At 61.3% G+C, this 24,549-nt stretch carries 22 protein-coding genes and 1 tRNA gene; 20 read left to right on the forward strand and 3 right to left on the reverse strand.

Annotation, left to right across the window (positions count from 1 at the left end; translation table 11 throughout):
* Nucleotides 1–85 precede the first annotated feature (85 nt).
* The 5 genes from IEX40_RS03580 to apaG are packed head-to-tail and all read left to right on the forward strand — an operon-like array spanning nt 86 to nt 6,327.
* The gene (locus tag IEX40_RS03580; RefSeq protein WP_188745706.1) at nt 86–2,833 is read left to right on the forward strand and encodes an LPS-assembly protein LptD; all 2,748 of its coding nucleotides are present in this window, start codon (nt 86–88) and stop codon (nt 2,831–2,833) included.
* The gene (locus IEX40_RS03585; RefSeq protein WP_188745707.1) at nt 2,820–4,112 is read left to right on the forward strand and encodes a peptidylprolyl isomerase; all 1,293 of its coding nucleotides are present in this window, start codon (nt 2,820–2,822) and stop codon (nt 4,110–4,112) included. Before IEX40_RS03580 ends, IEX40_RS03585 begins: the two co-directional genes overlap by 14 nt.
* A 2-nt stretch (nt 4,113–4,114) precedes the next feature.
* Entirely contained in the window at nt 4,115–5,122 is a 1,008-nt protein-coding gene (gene pdxA, locus IEX40_RS03590) for a 4-hydroxythreonine-4-phosphate dehydrogenase PdxA (RefSeq protein WP_188745708.1), read from the forward strand.
* A complete protein-coding gene (rsmA, locus tag IEX40_RS03595) occupies nt 5,119–5,934 on the forward strand; it encodes a 16S rRNA (adenine(1518)-N(6)/adenine(1519)-N(6))-dimethyltransferase RsmA (protein ID WP_188745709.1) in 816 nt (271 codons plus the stop codon). The genes pdxA and rsmA overlap by 4 nt, the downstream gene beginning before the upstream one ends.
* A 6-nt stretch (nt 5,935–5,940) precedes the next feature.
* Nucleotides 5,941–6,327 carry a Co2+/Mg2+ efflux facilitator ApaG/CorD gene (apaG, locus tag IEX40_RS03600; RefSeq protein WP_188745710.1) on the forward strand — a complete coding sequence of 129 codons (387 nt, stop codon included), beginning with the start codon at nt 5,941–5,943 and terminating at the stop codon, nt 6,325–6,327.
* A gap of 3 nt (nt 6,328–6,330) precedes the next feature.
* On the opposite strand, the gene IEX40_RS03605 is transcribed toward apaG, so the two are convergent.
* Nucleotides 6,331–7,200 (reverse strand): DUF72 domain-containing protein, encoded by an 870-nt coding sequence (locus IEX40_RS03605; protein WP_229680537.1) that lies wholly within the window; start codon nt 7,198–7,200, stop codon nt 6,331–6,333.
* A gap of 198 nt (nt 7,201–7,398) precedes the next feature.
* On the opposite strand from IEX40_RS03605, the gene IEX40_RS03610 reads away from it, so the two are divergent.
* Nucleotides 7,399–7,475: transfer RNA gene (locus IEX40_RS03610), tRNA-Met, on the forward strand.
* A gap of 131 nt (nt 7,476–7,606) precedes the next feature.
* On the opposite strand, the gene paaY is transcribed toward IEX40_RS03610, so the two are convergent.
* Entirely contained in the window at nt 7,607–8,200 is a 594-nt protein-coding gene (paaY, locus tag IEX40_RS03615) for a phenylacetic acid degradation protein PaaY (RefSeq protein ID WP_188745711.1), read from the reverse strand.
* A gap of 4 nt (nt 8,201–8,204) precedes the next feature.
* A complete protein-coding gene (gene paaN, locus IEX40_RS03620; RefSeq protein WP_188745712.1) occupies nt 8,205–9,893 on the reverse strand; it encodes a phenylacetic acid degradation protein PaaN in 1,689 nt (562 codons plus the stop codon).
* Between the two features lie 473 nt (nt 9,894–10,366).
* Between paaN and paaF the strand changes: the two genes are divergently transcribed.
* The 14 genes from paaF to IEX40_RS03690 all read left to right on the forward strand — a co-directional run bounded on the left by paaF (nt 10,367) and on the right by IEX40_RS03690 (nt 24,544).
* The gene (gene paaF / locus IEX40_RS03625) at nt 10,367–11,140 is read left to right on the forward strand and encodes a 2,3-dehydroadipyl-CoA hydratase PaaF (RefSeq protein WP_188745713.1); all 774 of its coding nucleotides are present in this window, start codon (nt 10,367–10,369) and stop codon (nt 11,138–11,140) included.
* 59 nt (nt 11,141–11,199) lie between these two features.
* A complete protein-coding gene (paaG, locus tag IEX40_RS03630; RefSeq protein WP_188745714.1) occupies nt 11,200–11,991 on the forward strand; it encodes a 2-(1,2-epoxy-1,2-dihydrophenyl)acetyl-CoA isomerase PaaG in 792 nt (263 codons plus the stop codon).
* Between the two features lie 47 nt (nt 11,992–12,038).
* The gene (paaH, locus tag IEX40_RS03635; RefSeq protein ID WP_188745715.1) at nt 12,039–13,562 is read left to right on the forward strand and encodes a 3-hydroxyacyl-CoA dehydrogenase PaaH; all 1,524 of its coding nucleotides are present in this window, start codon (nt 12,039–12,041) and stop codon (nt 13,560–13,562) included.
* On the forward strand, nt 13,555–14,025 hold the full coding sequence (gene paaI / locus IEX40_RS03640) for a hydroxyphenylacetyl-CoA thioesterase PaaI (RefSeq protein WP_188745716.1): 471 nt from the start codon (nt 13,555–13,557) through the stop codon (nt 14,023–14,025). The genes paaH and paaI overlap by 8 nt, the downstream gene beginning before the upstream one ends.
* Nucleotides 14,026–14,040: 15 nt before the next feature.
* Nucleotides 14,041–15,243 carry a 3-oxoadipyl-CoA thiolase gene (pcaF, locus tag IEX40_RS03645; RefSeq protein ID WP_188745717.1) on the forward strand — a complete coding sequence of 401 codons (1,203 nt, stop codon included), beginning with the start codon at nt 14,041–14,043 and terminating at the stop codon, nt 15,241–15,243.
* An 85-nt stretch (nt 15,244–15,328) separates the two neighbouring features.
* Nucleotides 15,329–16,639: a phenylacetate--CoA ligase PaaK gene (gene paaK, locus IEX40_RS03650; protein WP_188745718.1), complete on the forward strand. Its 1,311-nt coding sequence runs from the start codon at nt 15,329–15,331 to the stop codon at nt 16,637–16,639.
* A gap of 146 nt (nt 16,640–16,785) precedes the next feature.
* On the forward strand, nt 16,786–17,778 hold the full coding sequence (gene paaA, locus IEX40_RS03655) for a 1,2-phenylacetyl-CoA epoxidase subunit PaaA (RefSeq protein ID WP_188745719.1): 993 nt from the start codon (nt 16,786–16,788) through the stop codon (nt 17,776–17,778).
* A gap of 15 nt (nt 17,779–17,793) precedes the next feature.
* A complete protein-coding gene (gene paaB / locus IEX40_RS03660) occupies nt 17,794–18,075 on the forward strand; it encodes a 1,2-phenylacetyl-CoA epoxidase subunit PaaB (RefSeq protein ID WP_188745720.1) in 282 nt (93 codons plus the stop codon).
* A gap of 13 nt (nt 18,076–18,088) precedes the next feature.
* Nucleotides 18,089–18,868: a 1,2-phenylacetyl-CoA epoxidase subunit PaaC gene (gene paaC / locus IEX40_RS03665; RefSeq protein WP_188745721.1), complete on the forward strand. Its 780-nt coding sequence runs from the start codon at nt 18,089–18,091 to the stop codon at nt 18,866–18,868.
* 39 nt (nt 18,869–18,907) lie between these two features.
* On the forward strand, nt 18,908–19,474 hold the full coding sequence (gene paaD, locus IEX40_RS03670) for a 1,2-phenylacetyl-CoA epoxidase subunit PaaD (RefSeq protein WP_188745722.1): 567 nt from the start codon (nt 18,908–18,910) through the stop codon (nt 19,472–19,474).
* 54 nt (nt 19,475–19,528) lie between these two features.
* Nucleotides 19,529–20,602, forward strand: a complete 1,074-nt coding sequence (gene paaE, locus IEX40_RS03675; RefSeq protein WP_188745723.1) for a 1,2-phenylacetyl-CoA epoxidase subunit PaaE — start codon at nt 19,529–19,531, stop codon at nt 20,600–20,602.
* A 19-nt stretch (nt 20,603–20,621) separates the two neighbouring features.
* Nucleotides 20,622–22,667 carry a phenylacetic acid degradation bifunctional protein PaaZ gene (gene paaZ, locus IEX40_RS03680; protein WP_188745724.1) on the forward strand — a complete coding sequence of 682 codons (2,046 nt, stop codon included), beginning with the start codon at nt 20,622–20,624 and terminating at the stop codon, nt 22,665–22,667.
* A gap of 306 nt (nt 22,668–22,973) precedes the next feature.
* Nucleotides 22,974–24,011 carry a TRAP transporter substrate-binding protein gene (locus IEX40_RS03685; RefSeq protein WP_188745725.1) on the forward strand — a complete coding sequence of 346 codons (1,038 nt, stop codon included), beginning with the start codon at nt 22,974–22,976 and terminating at the stop codon, nt 24,009–24,011.
* Between the two features lie 11 nt (nt 24,012–24,022).
* Nucleotides 24,023–24,544, forward strand: coding sequence for a TRAP transporter small permease (locus IEX40_RS03690; protein WP_188745726.1), 522 nt, complete (start codon nt 24,023–24,025; stop codon nt 24,542–24,544).
* Nucleotides 24,545–24,549: the final 5 nt, after the last annotated feature.

A 24,549-nucleotide genomic window follows, 5' to 3' on the forward strand; every position in this document is an offset into this window, starting at 1 on the left:
GTATCATGCACAGCTCGTTATGGTACTCGACTTCGAGGGTGGCGAGAAACAGGCCGCCTTAATCGCGCAAACGGAAAGCGACTTGATGCCCTTTTACAGAGCCCACTCTTTTAAGCTGGTGCTTGCCATTGCCGCAGCCATCAGTGCCTCGCAGGCGATGGCTGAAAATGATCAGCGCCTGTGGAACTGCAATCTGAACAGCGCCGGTGAATGGGACTGTGAAGTCAATGAACAGCTGATGCGCGAAACGCAGCAGCAGAGCAGTTCGGTACAGCCACAGACGAACCCCGGCGCCGAGACGATACCCGAGAGCAGCAGTGAACAGCCGGCACTGGCCGAACCCGTGGAGGTTCAATCCGCGCCGCAGGCGATAGCCGCTCCCGCAGCGTCAATCGTGCAGACCCAGCCTGTCAATCAGCCTCGACAGGTAGTCGACAGGGTGGGGTCGGTCGTCCAGAGCAATACCCTCGCCGCGAATAATCAGTTTGAGTGCAGTGGGCTGGAGGGACAGTGGCAGTGCCAGCAGAACACTGACTACCAGAGCGACAACATAGGCAAGGCGGGAACGCTGGCCGTGGTGCGCCCTGTTCCGCAGCTGTATGCCAGTCTTGACTGGTATACCTACTCACCTGGCGACGCTGGTTTTGGCGGCTCCTGCCCCGGCGAGTATCGCGAGGCAGACATGGACCTGAGCCGCGCCATGACCCAGTCGGAGCAGCAGACGATCTTCCTTGAAGCCCTGCGCTCCTCCACTGTGCTTGGCGGCGTCACCCAGCTCGAGGGCGGTATCAACATGCGTCAAGGTGGTCGCGTACTCAGCAGCGACCAAGCCGTGTATGACCCTGAATCCCGTCGCGCCACTCTCAGCGGAAACGTGCGTTACCGCGAACAGGGGCTATTGTTGCTCGCCGACAGTGCCGAAGCCGACCTGACCCAGGGCAATGCCGGTTTTCACAACGCCGAATACGTGATGCACCGGGAGCATATGCGCGGCGAGGCGCAACGGATCGAACGGTTCGGAGATGCCCGTGTAGAAATGACGGAAGGCCGGGTGACCTTCTGCGAACCGGGCAACAACACCTGGGCCATTGCCGCCGATTCACTGGAGATCCACACCGACGAAGGCTACGGCGAAGCCTACCATGCCACCTTCGAGGTGGCAGACGTGCCGGTGCTCTACCTGCCCTACTTCTACTTCCCGATCAACGATAACCGGCGCTCAGGTTTTCTCTATCCAAAACTGGGCTATTCGGACAGTGACGGGCTGGATATCGCCACCCCCTACTACTTCAATCTGGCACCGAACTATGACGACACCTTTACCCCGCGTATTGTGAGCGAGCGCGGCCTGGTGCTCGAAAACGAGTTCCGTTACATGAACCAGTGGTCGATGAATACGCTGAGTACCGCCTATATCGCCGACGACGACAAGTACGGCGACAGCCGCTGGGCATTGGGCGCGACCCACCTAGGCAATCCAGCCGAGCGCTGGTTCAGCAAGATCGACTACCGCCGCATCAGCGACGACGATTACCTCGACGACCTGGACACTACCAATCTCGAAATTGCCAACCAGGACGATCTTAACCAGATCGGCGAGCTGCGTTACCAGGCCGATACCTGGCAGTTTATCAGCCGCGTGCACGAGTATCAGACCACAGATGAAGGCCCCGAACCCTATGAGCGGGTCCCTCAGTTGCAATTCAGCGGCAAGGAGCTGGCACTGGAGCAACACCTGGCGCTGGACTATCTGGCTGATCTCACGGTATTTGACCGCAACAATGACGACTTGACCGGGCGTGAGCGTATCACCGGCACCCGAGCCCACCTGCGCCCCTCTCTGAGTTACCGCTGGGAGCGTCCCTGGGCCTATTTCGAACCAAGAGCCACCTACTGGTACTCCCAGTACGACCTAAACGATCAGCCCAGTGGCTGGAGCAGCAACCCAAGCCTGAGCGTACCGATTCTCAGCGTCGACAGTGGCCTCAAGTTTGAGCGTGATTACGCCGATCTGCTGACTCAAACGCTAGAGCCCCGTATCAAGCTGATCAGCGCCGGTAAAGAGGATCAATCGGAACTGCCCGACTTCGACTCGTCCAGGCTCTCGTTCAGTTACTACAACCTGTTCAACGAAACCGGCTACAGCGGCAACGACAATATTGCCGGAACCGATCAGGTCACACTGGGGCTGAGCAGCGGGTTCTACTCCATGCTCGGTATCGAGCAGGGCCGTCTGGCGGTCGCCCAGGCGTACTACTTCGACGACAGGGAGGCGAGCAGCGGCTTGCGACCAGGCGATGAGGATGGCACCGAGGATAGCTCCAACCTTGCCCTGCTGGCCAACTGGAACATCACCCCCAGCCTGCAGTTCCGCCACGACAGCGAGCTCGACGAACAGGATTTCGAGATGGTGCAGCAGAACTACCGGCTGACCTATAAACCTGACGACATGCGTTTGGTTTACCTGAGTTACCGCGACAACTCAGGCAGCCGGTTCGATGACCCCAACGATGAGATACGTCAGACCGACTTCGCCGTCCGCTGGCCTCTCTCACCGACCTGGAACATCTTAGGTCGCTGGCAGGAGGACCTGTTACGCAGTGAAAACCTCGAAACCCTGCTCGGCATCGAGTATGTCAGCTGCTGCTGGAAAGTGCGCCTGACCGGACGCAAGTGGGTAACCGATAACGACAATTCAAACCAAGGCGATACCGACAAGGGTATCTTCCTGCAGTTCGTTCTGCGCGGCCTGGGCTCCTTCGGCCAGGAAGGTGGGCGCGGATTCCTGGAAGATATCACTGGCGAGAAAGAGGATGCGCATGAGACTTTTTAAGCGTGTGATTGGACGCAAACTACCGCTTTTAGCGGCCCTGCTCTGCTTCCAGCAGGTACAGGCCGCCGAGCTTATCGACCGGGTCGTCGCCGTCGTCAATGACGATATCGTATTGCAGAGCGAGCTGGACAACCGCACCCAACTGGTACTCGATCAGATACGCGCCCAGGGTAGCCAGGCGCCGCGGGAGGGTGTACTGAGAAACCAGGTACTCGAGCGCTTGATCATGGACCACATCCAGCTCCAGATCGCCAAGCGCCAGGGCATTCGCGTCAGCGATCAGGAGCTGAACGCGGCGCTGCAAAATATCGCCGACAAGAACAACCTGACCCTGGCCCAGTTCCGTGAGGCACTGATCGCCGAGGGGCGTGACTATGCCCAGGTACGCGAGCAGATACGCGAGGAAATACTGTTGGCGCGCGTCCAGCAGGCCAACGTCAACCGCCGTATCAGCGTGTCACAGCAGGAGATCGACAACTACCTGGCCAGCGATCAGGCGTCCAGTAACGTGGAGTACCTGCTCAGCAACATCCTGATCGCCCTGCCGCAAAGTGCGTCGCCGGACATTATCCAGCGCGCACAGGAGGAAGCCGATGCGTTGTACCAGCAACTGAGCGATGGTGCCGAGTTCAAAGAGCTGGCGGTGGCCAACTCCGATGCATCCAACGCCCTCAACGGCGGCGAGCTGGGCTGGCGTGCCGAGAATGAGCTACCCTCGGAACTGGCCGGCGCTATCCGTTCCCTGCAGGCAGGCCAGGTCAGCAAACCTATCCGTACTCCGGCCGGTTTCCATATCCTGCAGGTCAGAGACAAGCGCGGGGACCAGCAAGCACTGGTCGAGCAGACCAAGGTCAGCCATATCCTGATCTCCCCGAACGAGATCCGCAGCCCCAGTCAGGCGCGTCAGCTGGCCGACGACCTCTACCGTCGACTGCAGGACGGCCAGCCCTTCGCCGAACTCGCGCGCCAATACAGCGACGACCCAGGCAGCGGCTCCCAGGGCGGCGAACTGGGCTGGACCCAGGCCGGACAGATGGTGCCGGAGTTCGAACAGGTGATGAACACCACCGCCAAGGGGCAGATCAGCACTCCGTTCGAGTCCCGTTTTGGCTGGCACATTCTCAAGGTCGAGGACCGCCGCACTCAGGACTTTTCTGACGAGATGCGCGAGACCACGGCCCGCAACGCCATCCGCAAGCGCAAGTACAGCGAGGAGTTCGACAACTGGATGCGTGAGATCCGCTCCGAGGCCTATATCGACCGCAAGGATCTGAACTGACCGTGAGCACCCCGCTTCGACTCGCTATCACCCCCGGCGAGCCCGCCGGCATCGGCCCGGACCTCTGCATCCAGATCGCCCAGCAGGGTCATCCACAGCAGCTGGTGGTGATAGCCGATCCCGAGCTGCTGCGTGCCCGCGCCGAGCGCCTGGGATTGCCGCTGGTGCTACGCCAGTTAGACGACAGCACCCCGGCATGCGCCACCGCCGCAGGTGAGCTCTACATCGAACCGGTGCAGCTGGCCGCCAAGGTGGAACCGGGCGTGCTTAATCCAGCCAACGCCCGCTATGTGTTGCAGACTCTGGAGCTGGCCGCCAAGGGGTGCCTGAACGGGCGCTTCGATGCGCTGGTTACGGCCCCGGTACATAAGGGCGTGATCAACCAGGCCGGGATAGCGTTCAGTGGACATACTGAATTTCTCGAGCAGCTAACCGGCAGCGACAAGGTGGTGATGATGCTGGCAACAGAGGGGCTTCGCGTGGCGCTGGCCACCACCCACCTGCCCCTGTCCAAGGTAGCTGAGGCGATCACCAAACCCCTATTACGTCAGGTCCTGCAGGTTCTGATCGACGATCTGAAAACCTACTTCAACGCGCCCAAACCGCGCATTCTGGTGTGCGGACTCAACCCTCACGCCGGTGAGGGCGGCTACCTTGGGCACGAAGAGATCGACACCATCACCCCCGTGCTCGAACAGATGCGCGACACCGGCGCCGACCTGATCGGACCGCTGCCCGCTGACACCCTGTTCACCGAACACAACCTGCAGGGCGCCGACGCGGTGCTGGCGATGTACCATGACCAGGGCCTGCCGGTGCTGAAGTACAAGGGCTTCGGACGCGCCGTGAATATCACACTGGGGATGCCGATCATCCGTACCTCCGTCGATCACGGCACGGCACTGGACCTGGCCGCGACCGGCCGGGCCGACTCCGGTTCCCTGCGCACCGCCATCGACTATGCTAGCAGCATGGTTCAGAGCAAACAGAGCAGCAGCGCTATCCAATGAGCAAAAAACCGATTATGCACAAGGCGCGCAAGCGTTTTGGCCAGAACTTCCTGCACGACGTCGGCATCATTCGCCGCATCCTGCGCGAAATCAATCCCAAGCCCGGTCAGCACCTGGTCGAGATCGGCCCAGGTCTTGGCGCCCTGACCGAAGAGCTGCTTGCCGAAGCCGGTGCACTGGACGCCGTCGAACTGGACCGCGATCTGATCCCAGTGCTGCGCACCAAGTTTTTCCGTTACGAGGATAACTTTCGCATCCATGAGGCGGACGCGCTGAAGTTCGATTTCAGCAGCCTGCGCCAGGATGAGCGCCCGCTGCGCATCGTCGGCAACCTGCCCTACAACATATCGACACCGCTGATATTCCACCTGCTCAGTTTCTCGGGCCTGATCAGCGATATGCACTTTATGCTGCAGAATGAGGTGGTCGACCGGCTGGCCGCCCAGCCCGGGGAGAATCACTACGGTCGCCTGGGTATCATGGCGCAGTACTACTGCCGCGTGGAGAAGCTGTTTCTGGTGCCGCCCGGCGCCTTCCAGCCGGCCCCCAAGGTCGATTCCGCCATCGTGCGCCTGACACCCTACGAGCAGCTGCCAATGGTTGCTAAGGACGTAAATCGGCTGCAGGAGGTGGTCCGCACCGCCTTCAGCCAGCGCAGAAAAACCCTGCGCAACAACTTGAAACCGCTGATCGATGCCGCCACATTGGAAACACTGGGTATAGACCCGCAGCTAAGACCCGAGCGCCTGTCACTGGCAGAGTTCATCAGAATCAGCGATGCTATCGCTATCGGGCAGCAAGAGGAAAACTGAATCACGATGGACCCCTTCGAGTACGGCCGCAACATACAGATCGATGTACAAACCTCCTATCTGCCCGAGCAATCGGATCCGGAGGCGCATCGTTTCGTATTCTCATACCAAATCACGGTAACCAACCATAATCCCGAACCGGTCAAGCTGGTCAGCCGCCGCTGGGTCATCACCGATGGCAATGAGCAGGTGCAGGAGGTCAAGGGTGAGGGCGTGGTCGGCGAGCAGCCGGTGATCGAGCCGGACCAGAGCTTCAGCTACACCAGCGGCACGGTACTGGCCACCGAGGTCGGCAGTATGCAGGGCCATTACGAGATGCAGACAGAAGAGGAAGACCGCTTCATCGCACCTATTCCCGCCTTTACACTGGCCCAGCCTAACGCCCTGCACTAGACGCTAAAACAGTCCGGCCTGTACCTGCCTGGGTTCAGGCCAGTCGACGAAGCCCCGGCAGCCGTTCCCCAGCAGCTCAACGAAACGCCTGGCCAACAGCGGCGCCTCGGCGTTGTCCGGGGTGTGGAAAAACAACCAGGGCTTGCGCCCCTGACCTATCCATTTCGCGACACACTGCACCCAGAATGCGAGTTCCTGTTCGGCCAGGGCTCTGTCCAGCGGCGAGATGAACCTCAACATCGGCGCTGCTGCCGTTGCCACAGGCCGCAACGGCAACCGTGGCTTGGCCTTGAACGCCTCCTGCGTGATCGGATCAGTACTTGGATGGCGAAACAGTGCGCGGGTATCGAAGCAGACCCGGTTCACCCCCGCAGAAGCCAGAAGTTCAGTCAGCTCCCGGTCCGCATCGCCGGCACTGAAAAACTCCGGGTGACGCACCTCGACCGCATAACTGAAACCCGCCGGCAGCAGGCGGAGAAAATCCGCCAATGCCGGAAGATCCCGCGGTGAAAAGATCGCAGGCAACTGCAACCACAGCATGCCGAGCTTGTGTTCCAGCGGCGCCAGACGCTGCAAAAAGGTAAGCAGTAACTGATCGACGCCGGTTAGCATCCGTTTGTGGCTGATCTCGCCTGGGAACTTGAAGCTGAACCGGAACTGCTCACCACTCTCCCCTCGCCACCGCGCAACCGCTTCAGGCGATGGCAGGCCGTAGAAGGTCGTGTTGCCCTCTACCGAATTGAAGCAGTTTGAATATCCTCTCAGCTCCGACAGCCCCTGCTGACCGGCGAAGAGAGTGTCATGCCAGGCCGGATGACTCCACTGCGGCAGACCGATGTAATAGTCGGGTTGTGTCAAAACAGTTGATGTCACACTGAGCTACTTTGACCGGTGAATGGCTGATCGCCAAGCCTAACAACCGTAGTGAAAAAATGCATCCGTTGACCCCATCAAGGCTGCCCCATATTGATGCAGCCGTCCCCGGAGCACGCCGAACCGCAACAATGAACATTTGCCAAATTATTAATTTGACAGGGGTATGACACCTCTGTATAGTTCGCACCACGTTGATGCGGGGTGGAGCAGTCTGGTAGCTCGTCGGGCTCATAACCCGAAGGTCGTTGGTTCAAATCCAGCCCCCGCTACCAAATTTAAAGAAGGCAGATCAGCTAATTGCGATCTGCCTTTTTTGTTTGTCGGCTCAACTAAGCCCAAGCACACCGCATGAACCCATTGAGCCTTCACGCCATTAACAAAATCAACCTAAAGGCCAGCCCAGTTAAGACTGATACTTAGGCTTCACCTCACTCGCCATCACCCTCGGGCGATCCTGTTCCACCTCAGTCAGCGGTTCACATAGCTCAAGCGAGGCCTGGCAACGCCGGGTCAACAGCTGGTATTCAGCAGTACCCTGGGATTTCCACTGCACCTCCTCGTCGCGCAGCTCGCGCATCACCTTGGCCGGCGAGCCGACCACCAACGAGCGCGGCGGACACTCGAACCCCGCCTTGACGAAGGCGTTGGCGGCGACGATCGATTCGGTGCCGATCACGACACCATCCATCACCACCGCATTCATCCCCACCATCGCGTTGCGGCCGACACGACAGCCGTGCAGTATCGCCCCGTGCCCCACATGACCATCCTCCTCGACCAGGGTATCGGTATCGGGGAAGCCGTGCATGACACAGTTGTCCTGCACGTTGGAACCGCGTTCCAGGATCAGGCGACCGAAGTCGCCCCGCAGACTGGCGTTGGGCCCGACATAGCAGCCGGGACCGACGATCACATCACCGATCAATACCGCCGTCGGGTGCACATAGGCACTGGGGTCGATGACCGGTGTAACACCTTCGATTCGATATACGGGCATGGCTTTACTCCTGTACCGGCGCGGGAACGTCATGGCGGTTCTGCACCACCACGAAGCGGCGGCTGACAAACGCCAGATCGGTCAAACAAGCATTCGCCGCCGGATTACCGCCGGTGGCATGGAAATCACTGAATGCGGCCGACTGGTTGACGAACACGCCGCCGCTCAGGTTGCAGGACAGCGCCACTTTCACCTCCAGCGCCAGCTCTGCTGCCCGCTCCAATACCGCCTCGGATGTAGAATAGACGCCGAGCGTGATCGCGCCCTTTTCCGCGATCACTTCACGCGCGATATCGAAACTCTGTTCGGTACTGTCGGTGGCGATCAGGAAAGCGATCGGCCCGAAGCGCTCCTGCGCATAGGCCTCACGGTCGGCTGCGTCCACGCTCAGCATCAGCGGGGTCTGCATGCGCGCACCGGCGAACTCCGGATGCTCAACCGGCTGGCTATCCAGCACCACACGCCCCAGCCCCCTGCTCTCCTCGATACGCTGCACCGTAGCGGGATTCTGCAACGCGCCGAGCACGTTGACCTGCACCTCGGGGTTGGACAGGAAGCGGCTCACCGCGTCAGCCAGCGCCGTCGCGATAGCGTCGAAACTCAGATACCCCTGGTCGGTGTCGATACCGTCGCGGGGGATGAGGATATTCTGCGGCGTGGTGCACATCTGGCCGGAGTACAGACTCAGCGAGAACGCCAGGTTGCGACAAACCGCTTTCAGGTTATCCACACTGTCGATGATCAGCGTGTTGACGCCGGCCTTCTCGGTAAACACCTGCGCCTGGGGACAGTTACGCTCCAGCCAGTTGCCAAACTCGGACGACCCGGTGAAGTCGATCAGTTTGACCGCCGGATGCTGAGCCAGGGTTTTGGTGATCGGCGCCGCCGCACTGTCCGGCACCATCGACACCAGGCAGGGATCGAATCCCGCCTCAGCCAACACCTGTTGCGCGATCTGCACACTGATCGCCACCGGCAGTACCGATCCGGGGTGCGGTTTTACGATGACCGGGTTACCGGTGACCAGGCTGGCAAACAGGCCCGGATAGGTGTTCCAGGTCGGGAAGGTGGCACAGGCCACAACCAACGAAATGCCCTGTGGCACGATGGTGTAAGACTTTTCCATCGCCAGCGCCGGATGTTTACCCTGCGGCTTGGTCCAGCTGGCGCGCTCCGGCACCTGCTTCATCGCCGACCAGGCCATCGCGACCGCCTCCAGCCCACGGTCCTGGGCATGTGGACCACCCGCCTGGAATGCCATCGGGAACCCCTGCCCGGTAGTATGCATCACCGCATAGGCCATCTCGAAGCTGCGCTGGTTCAGTCGATGCAGTATCTCCAGACAGACACCGGCACGGGCATCCGCGCCGGCAACGCGCCACGCCTTCATACCGGCCTGCATACGGGCGATCAGCCCCTCAATGTCCGGAACTTCATAGGTTATCCCCAGCTCGAGGCCATAGGGGGATACCTCTTCGCAAACTCGGCCTGCGATGCCGGTTAGCGCCAGTTCGTACCGTTGTCCAAGAGTGGCTTCAAACGCGGCACGACCTTCGGCATTCGCCGTCTCACCATAGATGCGCCCGCTCGGCACCTCCGGATAGGGCGACCAGAAATCGCGTGTGCGACCGGCATCCACCGCCCGCTCCAGTGTTGCCAGGTGTGCTTCGAAAAATGCCTGGGCCTTAGACATAGAACCGATCTCCAGTGAGGTCGGATCGTCTCTATCGAGAGACGCCAGCATCTGTAGCTGGGCACCGATGAGCGATCGCAGTTGTATTTGTAGTCGCTAACGATGCTAGTAACACGCTTTTTTAATGTCAAATTATTAATAGGTAACACAACAAGACGAATCGGACACACCCGCGAACCGAACTGAGACCCGAAAGCCAAAAGCCACAGCTTTAACCTTTATATATCAGCCATATATATGAATAACGAGACAGTTATGACCACTTCAAAATACAGATAAAGAACATGACACAACCTCAAACAGCTACTTATAAAGTAAAAATGCACAACATAAAGACACGTTATTTTTTACTCTATTACTTTTCATGTATCACTTTTTTGAGCTAAGCTAATCGGCAACAATGAGGTAGGTCCACGCGAGATCGACCCGACACAAGACAGATGACATCCATAACTACAAAAACAGTGAAGACTATGCTGAATTTTCTACTGACCGGAACGTCATCCAACGGCGTACTGACTATTCAACTACACCGCCCGGAAGCGCTGAACGCCCTCAATACAGCGCTGCTCCGTGAGCTGGCCGACACACTCGACAACGCCGCCGCTGACAGTGCGGTGCGAGCGGTCGTCATTACCGGCGGCAGCCGAGCCTTTGCTGCCGGTGCCGATATCCGTGAAATGGCCGACCTGGACCTGCTGGGCGTCATGAACGACCCTCGCCCGCAATACTGGGCGCGGATCTCAGCCTTTGCCAAACCGATCATTGCCGCCGTCAATGGCTTTGCCCTCGGCGGTGGCTGCGAGTTGGTGATGCACGCCGATATCGTCATCGCCAGCCGCGATGCCCGCTTCGGCCAGCCGGAGATCAAACTGGGCATCATCCCCGGTGCCGGCGGAACCCAGCGCCTGATCCGCGCCGTCGGCAGATCCCTCGCCTCACAGATGGTGCTGACCGGAGAGCCGATCACCGCCCAGCGCGCCTATGACGCCGGCCTGGTCAGCGAACTCACCGAGCCGGAACTGACCCTTGAGCGTGCCCAGCAGATCGCGGCCAGCATCGCCGCCCAGGCGCCGCTGGCGGTACGCCAGGCCAAGGACGTGCTGCTGCGCTCTCAGGAGACGCATCTGGCAGCGGGTCTGGCCTATGAACGCAAGGCGTTCACGCTGCTGGCGGCCACCGAGGATCGTAACGAAGGGATCCAGGCATTCATCGAAAAACGGCGTCCGGAGTACAAGGGGCGCTGAGCCCCACTCCCGGACAGGACCGACCACCCCATCCGTCTACTCTGAAGGAGCCGCCAGCCATGGCTTTCGAGCATATTGAATATCGCGTCGATCAGGGCGTTGCCGTACTGACCCTGAACCGCCCCGCCAGCCTCAACAGTTTCAATGCTGAGATGCACGCCGAGATGCGCGAAGCGCTGAAACAGGTGCGCAAGGATGAATCCGTACGCTGCCTGCTGATTACAGGTAACGGCCGCGGCTTTTGTGCCGGTCAGGACCTGTCCGACCGCAACGTGGCGGCCGATGCCGAGATGCCGGATCTGGGCCTCTCCATCGAGAAATTCTACAACCCGATGATCCGCACCCTGCGCGAACTGCCGCTGCCGGTTATCTGTGCCGTCAACGGCGTTGCCGCTGGCGCCGGTGCCAACATCGCGCTGGCCTGCGACATCGTATTCGCGGGCCGCTCCGCCAGCTTCATCCAGGCGTTCTGCAAGATCGGCCTGGTACCGGACTCCGGCGGCACCTGGACCCTGCCGCGCCTGGTCGGCCCGGCCCGCGCCATGGCGCTGTCGATGCTGGGTGACAAGATCTCCGCCGAGCAGGCCGCCGACTGGGGCATGATCTGGTCCTGCGTCGACGACGACGCGCTGATGGACAGCGCCCTGGGCTGCGCCCGTCACCTGGCCACACAACCGACCCAGGGTCTGGCACTGATCAAGCGCGCGCTGAACGCCAGCAGCACCAACACCCTGGACCAGCAGCTCGATCTTGAGCGCGACCTGCAGCGTATGGCCGGCCGCACCGCGGACTACCGTGAAGGCGTCGCCGCATTCATGGAGAAGCGCAAGCCCGAGTTCAAAGGCTGCTGATGCAAACTGAGATTAAACAGCAAACTGGGATTAAACAGAGAGCCGAGATGAAACAGATTACTGAACGTTCCGTAATCGGCGTGATCGGTGCCGGCGCCATGGGTGCCGGTATCGCCCAGGTCGCGGCGGCAGCCGGCCATCCGGTGCTGCTGTTCGATAACGCCCCCGGTGCCGCCCGGAAAGGGATAGACAACACCGGCAAAGGGCTGGACAAGCTGGTTGCCCGCGGCAAGCTCGACGCGGCTGAACGTGACGCCCTGCTGGCCCGCATGCAGCCGATCGATTCTCTAAACGCGCTGTCCGATGCCGATCTGGTGATCGAGGCGATCATCGAGAACCTGGAGATCAAGCGCGGCCTGTTTGCCCAGTTGGAAACAATCTGTGCACCGGGCACCCTGTTCGCCTCCAACACCTCGTCGATCTCCATCACCTCCATCGGCGCGGGCTTGAAACAGCCCCAGCTCTTGGCCGGCATGCACTTCTTCAACCCGGCACCGGTGATGAAGCTGGTCGAGATCGTCTCCGGCCTGGATACCGATCCCGCCGTTGCTCAGACCCTGCACCGCCTGGCCACCGCATGGGGCAAGAAAGCGGTCTACGCCAAATCCACCCCGGGCTTTATCGTCAACCGCCTGGCCCGCCCGTTCTACGCCGAAGGCCTGCGGCTGCTCGAAGAGGGCGCCGCCGACTGCGCCACGCTGGATGCGCTGATGCGCGAGGCTGGCGGTTTCCGCATGGGCCCGTTCGAGCTGATGGATCTGATCGGCCACGACGTCAACTACGCGGTGACCTGCTCGGTGTTCAACGCCTACTACGGCGACACCCGTTTCCAGCCGTCACTGACCCAGCAGGCGCTGGTCGACGCCGGGCGCCTGGGACGCAAGTCCGGCCAGGGCTTCTACACTTACCGCGACGAGGCCGAAAAACCGCAACCGAGCACTGTCGCCGCTAGCGCAGAGCACCTGCCGGAGACCATTGTGATCGAGGGTGAGCTGGGCTCTGCCGCACCGCTGATCGAGCGCTGGCGCGCAGCCGATATCAATGTGGTGTTGCGTGAAGGCCGCGGTCTGATCCGTGTCGGCGACTGCACCCTGGCCCTCAGCGACGGCCGCATGGCCGATGAGCGCGCGGTACAGGATGGTATTGGCGCCCTGGCGCTGTTCGATCTGGCGCTCGATTACGGCCGCTGCAGCCGCCTGGCTGTCAGCCGCAACCGCCGGGTATCGGACCAGGATATGGACGCCATCGCCGCGCTGTTCAGCCATATCGGTATCGCCCTGACCCAGCTCGATGACGTACCGGGTCTGGCCGTGCTGCGCACCGTCGCCATGCTCGCCAACGAGGCCTCGGACGCGGTGATGCAGGGCGTCTGCAACGCCGCCGATGCCGACAACGCCATGCGCTACGGCGTCAACTACCCGCAGGGACCGCTGGCCTGGGCTGAACAGGTGGGCCTGCCCCATATCCACCAGACCCTGAGCAACCTGCAGAGCAGCTACGGTGAGGAGCGCTACCGCCCGTCACGCCTGCTGCGCCAGAAACTCTACTCCGGAGCGCGCTACCATGACTGACCAGATCTCCTCTATGACACCCCAGCAGCTGGCCGAGGCTTGTGCCGACGCCATGTACAGCCGCGACAATGCCACCCGCATGCTGGGCATGAAGATCGAGCATATCGCCCCCGGCGAAGCGACGCTGAGCATGGAGATCACCCAGCAGATGATCCAGGGCCACAACAACTGCCACGGCGGTTACATCTTCACCCTGGCCGACTCGACCTTCGCCTTTGCCTGCAACACCTACAACGCGGTGACCGTGGCCCAGGGCTGCACCATCGACTATGTCGCCCCGGGCCAGCTCGGTGATCGGCTGACCGCCTCTGCCAAAGAGCAGTCCCGCGGCAAGCGTACCGGTGTGTACGACATCCGCATCGAGAACCAGAACGGCGACCTGATCGCACTGTTCCGCGGCAAATCCTACCAGGTGCGCGGCACGCTGCTCGCTGACGACGCCCGCCCTAACGAAAGCGCGTAACCGGAGACCCTGCATATGAAAGACGCACTGATTATCGATGCCATCCGCACACCGTTCGGCCGTTACGCGGGCACCCTGGCGAGCGTACGTGCCGACGATCTCGGCGCGGTGCCGATCAAGGCGCTGATGGAGCGCAACCCCGGTATCGACTGGAACGAAGTGGATGACATCGTCTACGGCTGTGCCAACCAGGCCGGCGAGGACAACCGCAACGTGGCGCGCATGTCGGCACTGCTAGCGGGGCTACCGGTCAGCGTACCGGGCACCACACTGAACCGCCTGTGCGGCTCTGGCATGGACGCGATCGGCACCGCCGCGCGCGCACTCAAGGCCGGCGAGACCGCGCTGATGATCGCCGGTGGCGTCGAGTCGATGTCCCGAGCCCCGTTCGTCATGGGCAAGGCGGAGACGGCATTCAGCCGTAGCGCCGAGATCTTCGATACCACCATCGGCTGGCGTTTCGTCAACAAGCAGATGAAGGCGCAGTACGGTGTCGATTCGATGCCGGAAACCGCGGAGAACGTGGCCGCGCAGTTCAACATCAGCCGTGAAGACCAGGACCTGTTTGCCCTGCGCAGCCAGCAGCGCACCGCAGCCGCCATCGAAGCGGGTCGCTTCCAGCGCGAGATCGTGCCGGTGACGATTCCGCGCCGCAAGGCGGATCCGCTGATCTTCGATACCGACGAACATCCCCGCACCACCACGCTGGAAGCGCTAGCCAAGCTGCCGACGCCGTTCCGCGACGGTGGCAGCGTCACTGCCGGCAACGCCTCCGGTGTTAACGACGGCGCTTGCGCCCTGCTGCTCAGCAACGCCGAGACCGCTGAGCGCCTGGGGCTCAAGGCCCGCGCCCGCGTGGTCGGCATGGCTACGGCGGGGCTGGAACCCCGCATCATGGGCTTTGGACCTGCACCTGCGGTACGCAAGGTACTGAAGCAGACCGGTCTCGAGCTTGCGCAGATGGATGTGATCGAGCTCAATGAGGCGTTTGCCGCCCAGGCTCTGGCGGTACTGCGTGACCTGGGCTTGCCGGACGATGCCGCGCACGTGAACCCGAACGGCGGAGCCATCGCCCTTGGCCACCCCCTCGGTGCCAGCGGCGCACGCCTGGTGACCACGGCGCTGAATGAACTGGAGATCCGCCAGGGCCGTTATGCCCTGTGCACCATGTGTATCGGCGTCGGTCAGGGTATCGCCATGGTAATCGAGCGACTCTGACCCATTCGCCCCAGACGGCCGCCCGCGAGCGCCCAACAGCTGCGGGCGGAATCGGCTATAAAAATAATTGATCAGGACACGAGATATGACCAGCACTGCACACAAGAACACCAGCATTCTGGACCCGATCGAAACCGCCAGCATCGATGAGCTGCGCCACACCCAGCTGCAGCGCATGCGCTGGAGTCTGATGCACGCGTACACCAACGTGCCGTTTTACCGCAAGGCGTTCGACGAGGCCGGCGTACACCCGAAAGAGCTGGAGACCCTGGAGGATCTGGCCCGCTTCCCGTTCACGCTGAAGAACGACCTGCGCGACAACTATCCGTTCAACATGTTCGCCGTGCCGATGCGTGATATCGTCCGCATCCACGCCTCCAGCGGCACCACCGGCAAACCCACCGTGGTCGGTTACACGCAGCAGGATATCGATACCTGGGCCGACGTGGTCGCCCGCTCGCTGCGCGCCGCCGGCGCCCATGCCGGTGACCTGGTCCACGTCGCCTACGGTTACGGCCTGTTTACCGGCGGCCTCGGCGCCCACTACGGTGCCGAGCGCCTGGGTTGCACGGTGATCCCGATGTCCGGCGGCCAGACCGAGAAGCAGGTGCAGCTGATCCGCGACTTCAATCCGGATGTGATCATGGTCACCCCCTCCTACATGCTCAATATCGCTGACGAGATGGAGCGCCAGGGGCTCGATCCGCACGAACTCAAGCTGCGCCTGGGCATCTTCGGCGCCGAGCCCTGGACCGGCACCATGCGCACCGAGCTTGAGCAGCGTCTTGGCATCGACGCCATGGACATCTACGGCCTGTCGGAAGTGATGGGCCCGGGCGTGGGTATGGAGTGCATCGATTCCAAGGATGGCCCGACCATCTGGGAAGACCACTTCTACCCCGAGATCATCGATCCCAATACCGGCGAGGTAATGCCGGATGGCGAGTATGGCGAGCTGGTATTCACCTCACTGAGCAAGGAAGCGCTGCCGATCATCCGTTACCGCACCCGCGACCTGACCCGCCTGTTGCCGGGTACAGCACGGCCGATGCGCCGCATCGACAAGATCACCGGGCGCAGCGACGACATGCTGATCATCCGTGGCGTCAACGTGTTCCCGACCCAGATTGAGGAGCAAATCCTGCGCATACCGGAGCTGGCACCGCACTACGAGATCATCGTCAGCCGCAACGGCAACCTGGACCAGATGGAGATCAAGGTCGAGCTCAAACCCAATGCCGTCGGCATCGATGCCGAGCCGCGCGTGATCAAGGAGCTGACGCACCACATCAAGTCCTATATCGGCATCAGCACCCGCATCAACGTCGGTGCACCGGGCTCACTGCCGCGCTCCGAGGGCAAGGCGAAGCACGTTAACGACCTGCGCAAACAGTAAGTCGATCGGGGCAGTTTCGCCTGCCCCATTTTTTCGCCCATTTATGATACGGTTTTATTTCTTTACATTATTTGTTCGTATCATATAATCGGTACAAACATTGATCTGAAGCAATGACAGATCACGAAAAATAACAGGAGACAGCCATGTACGCCCAACTCGTCGATACAGGCGCAAAACGTCTTAAGACCCTGGAGGAGATGTCGCCGGAAGAGCGCGCATTCCAGGAGAAGATCGATGCCGAGATCAAGATCGAACCGAAGAACTGGATGCCGGAGGGCTACCGCCGCACCTTGATCCGCCAGATCTCCCAACACGCCCACTCCGAGATCGTCGGCATGCTGCCGGAGAAGAACTGGCTAACCCGCGCGCCCAACTTCAAGCGCAAGCTGCAGCTGCTGGCCAAGATCCAGGATGAGGGCGGCCACGGTCTCTATCTGTACAGCGCCATGGAGACCCTGGGTGCCGACCGTGATGAAGAGGTCGCCAAGCTGCACAGCGGCGAGGTGAAGTACTCCAGCATCTTCAACTATCCGGCGCTGAGCTGGGCAGACATGGGCACCATCGGCTGGCTGGTCGACGGCGCCGCCATCGTCAACCAGGTTGTATTACAGAGAACGTCATACGGCCCGTATTCCCGTGCCATGATCCGCATCTGCAAGGAGGAGAGCTTCCACCAGCGCCAGGGTTACCAGATCCTGCTGCACATGATGCAGAACGGTACCGACGAGCAGAAAGCGATGGTGCAGGACTCGATCAACCGTTTCTGGTGGCCGGCGATGATGATGTTCGGTCCGCACGACTCCGACTCCCCCAACTCCGCCCAGTCGATGGCGTGGAAGATCAAGCGCATGTCCAACGACGACCTGCGCCAGCGCTTCATCGATCAGACCGTGCCGCAGTTGGAGTTCCTCGGCTGCACCGCGCCGGACCCGGATCTGAAGTGGAACGAAACACGCGGTCATTACGATTTCGGCGAGATCGACTGGACCGAGTTCTACGACGTGGTCAAGGGCAACGGCCCCTGCAACCGCGACCGTCTGCGCACCCGCCGCAAAGCCATTGAAGAGGGTACCTGGGTCCGCGAAGCGGCCAGTGCCTATGCAGCCAAACAGAAGCAGAAAAACGCAGCTGCCTGAAACGAGGATTAGAACATGTCTGACTGGACCCTTTTTGAAGTATTCGTGCGCAGCAAGCACGGTCTGAACCACAAGCATGTCGGCAGCGTGCACGCCACCGATGCTGCCATGGCACTGGAAAACGCCCGCGAGCTGTACACCCGTCGCAGCGAAGGCGTCAGCATCTGGGTTGTACCCTCCGCCGCCATCACCGCCTCGTCACCGGACGAGAAAGAGCCGCTGTTCGACCCGTCCGACGACAAGGTGTACCGCCACGCCACCTTCTACGATCTGCCCAAAGAAGTGGGCCACATGTAAGGAGGGGCTGACGATGACCCAGAACCAAGCTCTGTTTGAATACCTGCTGCGCCTCGGCGACAGCGACCTGATCCTCGGTCAGCGCCTGTGCGAGTTGGTCGGCAATGCGCCGGCCCTGGAAGAGGAGATGGCGATCGGCAACGTGGCGCTGGACCTGATAGGTCAGGCCCGCTCCTGGATGACCCTTGCGGCAGAGGTGGCAAGCGCGGCGGAGATCGAAGGTGCCGGCCGCAGCGCCGACGACCTGGCTTTCACCCGCGACGAGCGCGCCTACCGCAACCTGCTCATCGTCGAGCAGGCCAACGGCAACTTCGCCGACACCATGGCCCGTCAGTACCTGTTCGACGTCTGGCACTTCCACCTGCTGAGCGCACTGAGCGGCTCCGCCGATGAACGCATCGCTGCTATTGCCGCCAAGGGACTGAAGGAGGTGATCTACCACCTGCGCCGCTCCAGCGCCTGGATCAAGCGCCTCGGTGACGGCACCGAGGAGAGCCACGCCAAGATGCAGGACGCGATCGACGAGATCTGGACCTACTCCGGCGAGATGTTCATCGCCGACGAGGTGGACAGCCTGCTCGCCGACGCCGGCATCGGTGCCGATCTGAATCAGCTGCGCAGTCTCTGGCAGGCCGATGTCCAGGCCCTGCTCGCGGAAGCGACACTGAACTGCCCGTCGATGGATGAGTACATGCAGCGCGGCAGCAAGCAGGGACTGCACACCGAGCAGCTCGGCTTCCTGCTGGCCGAGATGCAGTTCCTGCCGCGCGCCTATCCGGGTGCCAGCTGGTAACCCTTGATCTGCCTCCCCTGATAAAAAGAGGTATGCACGATGATCCGGGAATTCGACAACGCACAGGCCGATCACACGAGCCAGCCACTGATCGCCACCGACCGTGCCGGTCAGCAGCTTGAACAGCCCTCGATCGAGGCGATCTGGACCCTGCTCGACGCGGTACCCGATCCCGAGGTGCCGGTGGTCAGCGTGGTCGATCTCGGCATCGTGCGCGATCTGCAATGGGACGGGCGTCAGCTGGTGGTGACACTAACCCCCACCTACTCCGGCTGTCCGGCCACCGAGTTTATCGAGGAGGCGATCACCGAGGCGCTGCATGCGGCCGGCATCGCCAATGTGCGCCTGCATCAACAACTGGCACCGGCTTGGACCACCGACTGGATCACCGAGTCCGGCCGCGAAAAGCTGCGCCAGTACGGTATCGCACCGCCGGTAGGCTCCGCCTCCAAGCGCAGCCTGTTGGGTGAGGAACCGGAGGTTGCCTGCCCCCAGTGCGGCTCCCACGACACCGTGCAGGTCAGCGAGTTCGGCTCTACCGCCTGCAAGGCGCTGTACCGCTGTAACAGCTGTCTCGAGCCGTTCGACTACTTCAAGTGCATCTGAGCTCAAGCTACCGAGCCAGTCGCATCCGAGCCCAACAATAACAGAGAGAATACGATGAGCCGTTTTCACACCCTGGAAGTTGCGGACGTCCGCCAGGAAACCCGCGACGCTATCTCCATCGCTTTCGCGGTGCCCGACGAACTGAAAGATACCTACCGCTACCGTGAGGGTCAGCACCTGGTGCTGCGTACCCAGATCGACGGTGAAGAGGTACGCCGCTCCTACTCCATCTGCACCTCCCCGGCGGATGAAGAGCTGCGCATCGCGGTCAAGCGTATCTCCGGCGGTCTGTTCTCCAACTTCCTGAACGATCAGGCGCGCAAGGGGCTGCAGATCGAGGCGATGCCGCCGGCCGGTCATTTCCATATCGACCTGGATCCGGCCCGTGCCGGTCACTACCTGGGCGTTGCCGCCGGTAGCGGCATCACACCGATCTACTCGATCATCAAGACCACGCTGGAAAGCGAACCGAACAGCGAGTTCACCCTGTTCTACGGCAACCGCGCCACCACCAGCACAATCCTGCGCGAGCAGCTGGAAGACCTGAAGAACCGCTTCATGTCGCGCCTCAACCTGGTCTACGTCATGACCCGCGAGCAGCAGGATATCGACCTGTACAACGGCCGCATCGACGCCGACAAGTGCAAGGCGCTGTTCGACCACTGGCTCGACGTGCCCAACCTGACCGCCGCCTTCCTCTGCGGTCCGCAAACGATGATCGAAACCGTGCGCGAGCAGCTGGAAGCGCATCAGCTGGACCTCTCACGCATCCACTACGAACTGTTTGCGCCTACCGGCGGCAACCAGGCACGCAAGCATCGCGTGCAGGACAGCTCCGGCAAGGTCGAGATGTGCGACGTTACCGTGATCGCCGACGGCCGCAGCATCAGCTTCGAGCTGCCGCGCAACAGCGACAACATCCTCGACGCCGGCAACAGCCACGGCGCCGATCTGCCCTACTCCTGCAAGGCCGGCGTCTGCTCCACCTGCCGCGCACGGGTGGTTGAGGGCGAGGTGGAGATGGACGCCAACTTCGCGCTCGAGGATTACGAGGTGAAGGCGGGTTACGTACTCTCCTGCCAGTGCTACCCGGTCACTGACAAGGTGATCCTGGACTTCGACCACTGATCTTAGGGAGATTCTCGCGATGAAACTGAACAGCTACATCAACGGCCAGTGGATCGAAGGCAACGACAGCGGCACCGAGGTGTTCAACGCCGTCAACGGCGACCTGGTGTGCAGCGTCAGCAGCAGCGGCATCGACTTCAACGACGCCGTGCGCTTCGCCCGCGAAAAGGGTGGTCCAGCGCTGCGCAAGCTCACCTTCCACGAGCGCGCCAACGCGCTGAAGGCACTGGCTCAGCGGCTGATAGCGAAGAAGGAGGAGTTCTACCGCATCTCCGCCTGGACCGGTGCCACCCGCACCGACAGCTGGATCGATATCGAGGGCGGTATCGGCACCCTGTTCACCTACGCCAGCCTGGTCCGCCGCGAACTGCCCAACGAGACCTTCCTGGTCGAGGACGATGCCCAGCGTCTGTCCGCCGGGGGCAGCTTTATTGGCCGTCATATCCTGGTACCGAAACAGGGTGTTGCAGTGCATATCAACGCCTTCAACTTCCCCTGCTGGGGCATGCTGGAAAAGATTGCGCCAAGCCTGGCCGCCGGTATGTCGGTGATCGTCAAGCCGGCCACCGCCTCGGCCTACCTGACCGAAGCGATGGTGCGCGAGATCGTTGACTCCGGCCTGCTGCCGGAGGGCGCCATCCAGCTGATCTCCGGCAGCGTCGGCAACCTGCTCGATCTGCTTGATGAGCAGGACGTGGTTACTTTCACCGGCTCAGCATCTACCGGACAGAAGCTGCGCAGCCACCCCAATATCGTCGCCCACTCCATCCCGTTCACCATGGAAGCGGACTCGCTGAACTGCAGCATCCTCGGTGCCAGCGTGGAGCCGGGCTCACCGGAGTTCGACCTCTATGTAAAAGAGGTAGCGCGGGAGATGACGGTCAAGGCGGGACAGAAATGTACCGCGATCCGTCGTGCCATCGTGCCGCGCAACCGGGTCGAGGCGGTAGCCGACGCGCTGAAGGCACGCCTGGCCAAGACCACCATCGGCGATCCGTCCGTTGAGGGCGTGCGCATGGGACCGCTGGTCGGTCGCAGCCAGGTCGACGATGTCTGGAGCAAGGTGGAACAGCTGCGCCAGGCGTGCGAACTGATCCACGGCGGCAACCGCGACTTCGCCATCACCGGGGGTGATGCCGAGAAGGGTGCGTTCTTCCCCACCACCCTGCTCTACGCCGACCAGCCGCTCAGCAGCGAGCTGCCGCACAGCGTGGAGGCGTTCGGTCCGGTATCGACGCTGATGGCCTATGACGACCTGGATCAGGCAATTGCCATCGCCAAGCGCGGCAAGGGCAGCCTGGTGGGTTCCATCGTTACCGCCGACAACCTGGAGGCCCGCGACCTGGTACTCGGCAGTGCCGCCTACCATGGTCGCCTGCTGATACTGAACGCCGACTGCGCCAAGGAGTCCACCGGCCACGGCTCGCCATTGCCGACCCTGGTCCACGGTGGCCCGGGACGCGCCGGTGGCGGCGAGGAGCTGGGCGGTCTGCGCGCGGTCAAGCACTACATGCAGCGCACCGCGATCCAGGGTCACCCGACCACGCTGACCGCGATCACCAAGGAGTTCAACCCGGGCTCCGAGCAGATCAAGGATCCTGTGCACCCGTTCCGCAAGTACTTCGAGGAGCTGCAGATCGGCGAGACGCTTATCACCCACCGCCGCACCGTAACCGAAGCGGATATCGTCAACTTCGGCTGCCTGTCCGGCGATCACTTCTACGCCCACTTCGATGAGATCGCGGCGAAGGACTCCCTCTTCGGCAAGCGCGTGGCCCACGGCTACTTCGTCATCTCGGCAGCTGCCGGCATGTTCGTCGAGCCCTCGCCGGGCCCGGTACTGGCCAACTACGGCATGGAGAACCTGCGCTTCGTCGAACCGGTCGGGATCGGCGACACCATCCGGGTACGCCTGACCTGCAAGCAGAAGATCAAGAAGGATCGTCGCTCGGACGAAGAGCAGCCCAACGGCGTGGTGGTCTGGGATGTGGAGGTGCGCAATCAGCACGACAAGCCGGTGGCGCTGTACAACATCCTGACGTTGGTGGCGCGCAGGGAGGATTGATCGGACTCAGCTTGGTGCCTCTGCCTGCAGAGAGGGGCACCAGGCTGAACTCTCCGGCATATCACCACTATATATAAAGCACATTTCAGAGACACAAACTAACTAGCTTGTATCTTAAACAATAATCATAAATAGCTAATTTTATTAAGCTATCAATAATTACACGCTATATATATGCGACTTAATGACACAATAATGATATTAGACATTTCTATTTCGTGTCATATAATCCCCTATTAAACCCAGGCAACCAAACCTCACGCCTGTCGTTTGATGAAGACCGAAAACTATAAGAAGGACACTTCAATGAACTTGAAAAAACTGCTCGTAACCTCCTCACTGATGTTGTCGCTCGGCTCGCTGCCGACCCTGGCCGCTACCGAGATGCGTGTCGCCACCTGGCTGCCGCCGACCCACCCGCAGAACACCGATGTACTGCCCACCTGGGGCAAGTGGATCGAAGAGGCCACCGAAGGCCGCGTCACCCTGAAGCTCGAATACAACATGGGCCACCCCAAGGACATGTTCTCACTGGTTGAAGATGGCGTTGTCGATGCCAGCTGGACCTTCCACGGCTACGTGCCGGGCCGCTTCCGTCTGACCCAGATCGTCGAACAGCCGGGCCTTGGCGCCGATGCCGAAGCTGCCTCCGTCGCTTACTGGCGTGTCTACGAAAAGTACTTTTCCGACGCCAACGAGCATGAAGGTCTCGAGCTGATGGGCCTGTTCACCCATGCCCCCGGCCAGATCCAGACCGCCAAGCCGATCTCCAGCCTGGCTGATCTGAAAGGTATGAAGATCCGCCTCGGCGGCGGTATCCAGAGCGAACTGGGCGCGCGGATGGAGGTCACTCCGGTCAACGCGCCGGCATCCAAGGTCTACGAGATGATGCAGCAGGGTGTTATCGACGGCACCTTCCTGCCGGTCTGCGAACAGAAGACCCTGCGCCTGAGCGAAGTGGCACCGAACCTGACCCTGCTGCCGGGCGGCATGTACCTGGGCAGCTTCGCTATCTTCGCCAACCCGGACTTCCTCGATAGCCTGGATCCGAAAGACAAGCAGGCGATCCTGAAGGTGTCCGGCGAGAAGCTGTCACAGATGGCCGGTCAGGTGTGGGATCAGTGCGGTATCGATGCACTCGCCGCCAGCCGCGAAGCGGGTGTCAACGTGGTCGAAGTGGGCAACAACGACGCGATGGCCAAGCAGTTCGATACCCTGACCAAAGGCCTGGACGAGGTCTGGGTTCAGTCGGTCGCCGACCGTAGTGATGATGCCGAAGCTGCGTTGAAAGAGCTGCGCGATATCGCCCGCTCCTACAAGCCCGGCAGCGTCGCGGCAAACTGAGGTAAGGGCTAATGCACTTCTCGCAATGGCTGCATCTGCACTACCACGAGAAGGGCCCGATGGCCTGGCTGGCGTTTCTCCTCGAAGCGCTGGCCGGCGCCCTCCTGCTGGCTCTGGTACTGCTTACCTGCGTTGACGTATTCGGGCGCTACTTCTTCGGCAATGCCGTGGACGGCGCCACCGAGATGACCGAGATCGCACTGGCGATCATCGTATTTGCCGAGATACCGGTGATCACCTGGCGCGGCACCCATGTGGTGATCGACGTGCTCGATAACCTGTTCGGGCGCTGGGTCAAGGGACTGGAAACCCTGTCCGCCCTGCTGATCGCGGCGATGCTCTACCTGCTCGGCGATACCATAATGACTCAGGCGGCGCGCTCGCTGCGCCGGAACGTCACCACCGAATACCTACATATTCCGGTCGGCGACATCATCCAATATATCGGCATCATGTGCTGGCTTACCGCCGCCTGTACCCTGAGCTGGGGTATCTACCGCATCTTTATGCGCGGGCGCGAACAGCACAGCTAACCCAA

It is taken from the genome of Marinobacterium zhoushanense, assembly GCF_014641945.1.
Taxonomy (GTDB): Bacteria; Pseudomonadota; Gammaproteobacteria; order Pseudomonadales; family Balneatricaceae; genus Marinobacterium_D; species Marinobacterium_D zhoushanense.